General features: G+C 74.1%; 7 protein-coding genes. 3 read left to right on the top strand and 4 right to left on the bottom strand.

The annotated features are described in order from the left end of the window. Window positions 1-413 (top strand): TMEM165/GDT1 family protein (locus tag Q0L15_RS13380; protein ID WP_296604942.1); only part of this gene is annotated, 413 nt, incomplete at its 5' end. A gap of 151 nt (window positions 414-564) precedes the next feature. After that, a complete protein-coding gene (locus Q0L15_RS13375) occupies window positions 565-900 on the top strand; it encodes a rhodanese-like domain-containing protein (RefSeq protein ID WP_296604941.1) in 336 nt (111 codons plus the stop codon). Window positions 901-930: 30 nt separating this feature from the next. Here Q0L15_RS13375 and Q0L15_RS13370 read toward each other — a convergent pair whose 3' ends face one another. After that, on the bottom strand, window positions 931-1,491 hold the full coding sequence (locus Q0L15_RS13370) for a hypothetical protein (protein ID WP_296604940.1): 561 nt from the start codon (window positions 1,489-1,491) through the stop codon (window positions 931-933). Between the two features lie 60 nt (window positions 1,492-1,551). Next, entirely contained in the window at window positions 1,552-2,187 is a 636-nt protein-coding gene (gene aat, locus Q0L15_RS13365; protein ID WP_296604943.1) for a leucyl/phenylalanyl-tRNA--protein transferase, read from the bottom strand. Between the two features lie 134 nt (window positions 2,188-2,321). Between aat and Q0L15_RS13360 the strand changes: the two genes are divergently transcribed. Next, window positions 2,322-3,014 carry an EcsC family protein gene (locus Q0L15_RS13360; RefSeq protein ID WP_296604939.1) on the top strand — a complete coding sequence of 231 codons (693 nt, stop codon included), beginning with the start codon at window positions 2,322-2,324 and terminating at the stop codon, window positions 3,012-3,014. Here the strand turns inward: Q0L15_RS13360 and Q0L15_RS13355 are convergent. Both Q0L15_RS13355 and Q0L15_RS13350 read right to left on the bottom strand, forming a co-directional pair. After that, window positions 2,975-4,189, bottom strand: a complete 1,215-nt coding sequence (locus Q0L15_RS13355; RefSeq protein ID WP_296604938.1) for a hypothetical protein — start codon at window positions 4,187-4,189, stop codon at window positions 2,975-2,977. The two genes, Q0L15_RS13360 and Q0L15_RS13355, sit on opposite strands and share 40 nt — an antisense overlap. Next, window positions 4,186-4,669 (bottom strand): hypothetical protein (locus Q0L15_RS13350; protein ID WP_296604937.1); only part of this gene is annotated, 484 nt, incomplete at its 5' end. The genes Q0L15_RS13355 and Q0L15_RS13350, both read right to left, overlap by 4 nt.

Raw genomic sequence — 4,669 nt, 5'->3', positions numbered from 1 at the left:
ACTTCATCGGCGACGCGTTCGCCGACCAGCAGCACTGGATCTCGATCGCCGCCGGGGTGGCGTTCCTCGTCTTCGCCGCCTGGACGCTGCGCGGCGACGAGCTCACCGAGGAGGAGGCGGCCAAGGCCCGCTCCAGCCAGGGCGCAGCGATCCTCGCCGTCGGTGTCGCGTTCTTCCTCGCCGAGCTCGGCGACAAGACGATGCTGGCCACGATCACCCTGGCCACCCAGGAGGGCTGGTTCGGCACCTGGCTCGGCTCCACGCTGGGCATGGTCGTCGCGGACGCCCTGGCCATCGGGCTCGGCGCCCTGCTGGGCCGCCAGCTCCCCGAGCGCGTCATCAAGATCGGCGCCGCCGTGCTGTTCGCGGCGTTCGGCGTGCTCCTGATCGCCGACGGCCTGGCCTCCCTCTAAGGGCCGAGGAGCACCGCCCTCAGGGCCGAGGAGCACCGCCCTCAGGGCCGAGGAGCACCGCCATCGGACGCCCGGGACGTCGGGTTGTCGCCGTGCGCAAGACTGGCCGGCGGACGCCCGACCCCCGCACCGACCCGGAAGGCCCACCACGATGACCCAGGTCCCGACCGTCTCGATCGAGGGCGTGCCGCAGCCGCTGCCGGAGGGCCTCGTGGTGCTCGACGTCCGCGAGCCCGAGGAGTGGCAGCACGGCCACATCGAGGGCGCGCTGCACATCCCGCTCTCGCTGCTCCCGCTGCGTCGTGACGAGCTGCCCGACGCCCAGACCCTCGTGGTCTGCAAGGTCGGCGGCCGGTCCGCCCAGGCGGTCGCCTGGTTGCAGCAGCAGGGCCACGACGCGGTCAACCTCGACGGCGGGATGCTCGACTGGGAGGCGGCCGGCCGGCCGATGGTCAGCGAGACCGGCCGCCCGCCCCAGGTCGTCTGAGCCGAGCTCGCGGCCGGCGTAGCGAGACGCCTACGGGCTCTCGGTGAGATCGCCCATCTGGTCCTCGAGCTCGGACATCATCGACTCCATGTCGTCGGGGTCCATGCTCGCGAGCGCCGAGGGGTCGATGCTCGGCAGGTCCGAGGGGTCGATGCTCGGCAGGTCGAGCGGGCAGTTCTTCTCGGTCCAGCCGGCGAACGCCTCGCCGTCGGCCTGGTCGGACTCGCTCAGGTCGTCGCCGAGGTTCTGCAGGTCGTCGAGCGTGGCGTCCTCGTCGAGGTCCTTGGCCTGGTCGATGAACAGCTCGAAGCCGTTGCGCGCGTCGTCGGGCATGTCGCTCGGGGTGCCGATGTCCTCCATGTCCCCGGCCCAGTCCTTCAGGGCCGTGATCATCGCCGAGGAGTCACCGCTGGCGCCTTGCGCGAGCACCTTCTCGAACAGCCCGTTGAACCCGTCGCAGAAGTCGCTGGTCGAGGCGTTGTCCGGCGCCGAGCTGCCGGCGCCGCCGTCGTCGCTGCCGCCGCACGCCGTCATCGACGCCGCCAGCGCCAGGCCGGCCAGGCTGGTGAGTGCTGCTCGTGTCTTGCCCATGGGGTCTCGTCTCCCGTCTGCGAATGTCCGTCGGCGTCACCCTTCCCACCGCCGGTCACTTCATGCTTCACCCTCAGCACGGACTTCGGACAGGGCGAACGCCTGTGGGATCGGCAACGGCAGCGCCCGGCCCAGGGCGCGGAGGTACGCCGACCGCGGGACCTCCACCGCCCCGAGCGAGGCCAGGTGCGGTGTCAGCCACTGCACGTCGAGCAGGCGGTCGGCGGCGCCGTCCTCGCGCAGCAGGTCGACCAGCCCGACGAGCGCGACCTTGGAGGCGTCCCGCTCCCGGTGGAACATCGACTCCCCGGCGAACAGGCCGCCGACCGCCACGCCGTACAGCCCGCCGACCAGTCGGTCCCCGCGCCACGCCTCCACCGAGTGCGCCCACCCGAGCGCGTGGAGGCGCGCGTAGGCGTGCCGGATCCGCTCGTCGATCCAGCCGCCGGGGCGACGCGGGTCGGCGCACGCCGCCACGACCTCCTCGAACGCCGTGTCCACGCGCAGCTCGACCTCGCGGCACGCCCGCCGCAGCGACCGCGACACCCGCAGCCCGTCGAGCGGCAGGATGCCGCGTCGCACCGGGCAGAACCAGGCCACCGGGTCGCGTCGGCCTCCGGACGGCATCGGGAACAGCCCGCGCCGGTAGGCGGCCAGCAGCGTGCCGGGCTCGAGGTCCGCGCCCATCGCCACCATGTCGTCGGCCTGATCGGCGTGATCGGCGGTGTCGGCGTCGTCGTACGCCGCCGGGTCGGCGAAGGCCCAGCGCGACGGCGGGGGTTCGACGGGCACGGGACGACGGTAGCCGGGCGGTCCGTACGATCGGGCGCATGAGCGGCAAGGGCATCGGCGGACGCCTGGTCCATCAGCACCTGGCGCCGCGGGTGCCGCACCTGGCGCCCGACCTCACGGCATCGTTCGTCCGCGAGGCGCTCGACCGGGCGATCCACGGCGTCGGTCCGCTCCCCGCCGCGGCCGAGGCCGCGGACAAGCAGCTGCGCGAGCAGCGCGGCGACGTCAAGCGCGCGGTGCACGAGGTGATCGAGAACCACGTCCGCTACGCCGGGGCCCAGGGACTGCTGACCGGCGTCGGTGGCGTGGTGACCGCGGCGGTGACCATCCCCGCGAACGTCACCGGCCTCGCACTGATCCAGGCCCGGATGGTCGCCGGCATCGCCCACCTGCGCGGCTACGACCTCGCCGACGCCCGGGTGCGCAACGCGGTGCTGGCCTGCATGCTCGGCGGCGACGCCGTCGACAAGCTCGTCAAGGAGCGCAAGCTCCCCGCGCCGCCGATGGCGATCGCCACGGCCCCCGTGCACGACCCGCAGCTCGACCGGGTGCTCTCCGCGGAGGTGACGTCCGACCTGATCACCCGCGTCGCCGGCAAACGGCTCGCGATCACGATCGCGCGGCGCACGCCGGTCGTCGGTGGCGCGTTCGGGATGGGGGCCGACGGCTTCGCGACGTGGAAGATCGGCCGCTACGCCGACCGCGAGCTGCGTCCCCGCGCCCGCCGGTAGCCCGCGAGCAGCCGGCGGCCGACGGCGCCGGTCTGGAGCCGGCGCACGAGCTTCTCGCGCAGGCGGTACGTCGGGCGCAGGTAGGAGCGCTCGAGCGCGATCTGGGTCTCCCGCAGCTCGTCGCGCAGCTGCTGCTCGGACTGGCGCAGCCGCGCGCCCTCGAGCAGCAGCGCCTTGATCGCGTCCACCGCGGCCGCGGAGACCTGACGCTCGGCGGGGTGGTCGGGGTCGGCGTACTGCGCCACCGGCGGCGCGCCGAGCAGGTCGTGGAGGTCGCCGATGACGTCGTAGCCACGCTGCTCGATCTCCGCGATCCAGGACTGGGTGAGCTCCTGGGTCCACGGGTGCACGTCCGGCGGCAGCGCGAGACGGGGCGAGCGGGTGCGCCGCGAGAGCGTCTGGTGGGCGAGCAGCTCGCGCACCAGCGGGCGGTAGTCGGCGGGCGCGAGCTCGCGGTTGGCGGCCCGGTTGATCCGGCGCACCAGCGCGGTCTCGGGGGCGCCCAGCGACGGGTTGGCGCGCTCCGCCTCGAGGTCGAGGTCGAGCCCGTCGAGACCGAACGCGAGGCTGAAGCGCTTCCACAGCAGCTGGCTCGGACCACCCATGGGCGGCACCGTGACCAGGTGGATCCGCTCGGGCGGCAGGTCGTGGCCCCACCGGTTGAGGATGTCGGGGATCTCCTGAACGCCCCAGAACCACGTGGCGATCCGGCTCTCGCGGCGGGGGTCCTGGATCTGGTCGAGGAACGCCCCGTAGGTCAGCGCCTGCCGGTGCTTGACGTTCTCCTGCCACTCCGCCGGGATCTGGCGCACCAGGTCGCGCACCGAGAGCACGACGTGGACCTCGGTGCCGCTGCCGTGGCCGAGCGACTCCAGCGCGCGACCGGCCTGCATGCGCGAGGCGGTCGCGAGGATCTCGTGGCTGATGATCGCGGTGCCGTGGTGGCGCCGCACCCGGGCGGCGAGCCGGTCCCAGGCACCGATCGCCTCAGCCTCCAGGCCGCCCCAGGGCAGCCGCATCAGATCGAGGGCGGCGAGGAAGTGGGCGTCGAACCGGTCGGCGGGGTAGAGGATGTCGGCAGCGGCGAGCCGGCGCCGGTTGCGGTAGAGGACGTCCTGGAGGTACGACGTGCCGGTCTTCGGCGTGCCGACGTGCAGCAGGACCCGCTTGCTCATGACTCGTTCCTCAGCAGGAGGCGCAGGGCGAGCGCCAGGACTCCGGCGTCGGAGGGCTCCGGGACGCCGGTGCGATCGACGGGCAGCAGGCTGTCCGGGTCGCCGTGGACAGCGTATCCAGCCCGGAGCAGCGCATCGCGCACCCGCGTCGCCCGCGCGTGGACCCAGTCGGCGTGCTCGGGCGGCACCACGAGCGCCGGCCCGGGGATCGCGAGCAGCCGCGGACGCAGGGTGTCGCGCAGCAGCGCCTCGCGGCGCGGCGGCAGCGCGAGGAGGCCGAGCACCTGGCCGACCCGGCGGGCCAGATCGACGGCGTCGGCCGACGGCTGGCGCGGGATCGCGAGCGGCCGACGTACGCCGACCAGGCCGGCCACCAGGGACGGGTCGAGCACGACCTGCACCCGCTCGACGCCGACACGCGCGGCCCAGGTGCGGGCCGCGCCCACCACGTCGGCCCGCGGCGGCAGCGCCTTGCGGCGG

Origin of the sequence: Nocardioides sp. (assembly GCF_024509035.1) — a bacterium.
GTDB lineage: Bacteria > Actinomycetota > Actinomycetes > Propionibacteriales > Nocardioidaceae > Nocardioides.
Note: the sequence above shows the minus strand (reverse complement) of the source record. Positions and strands in the feature narration are given on the sequence as shown.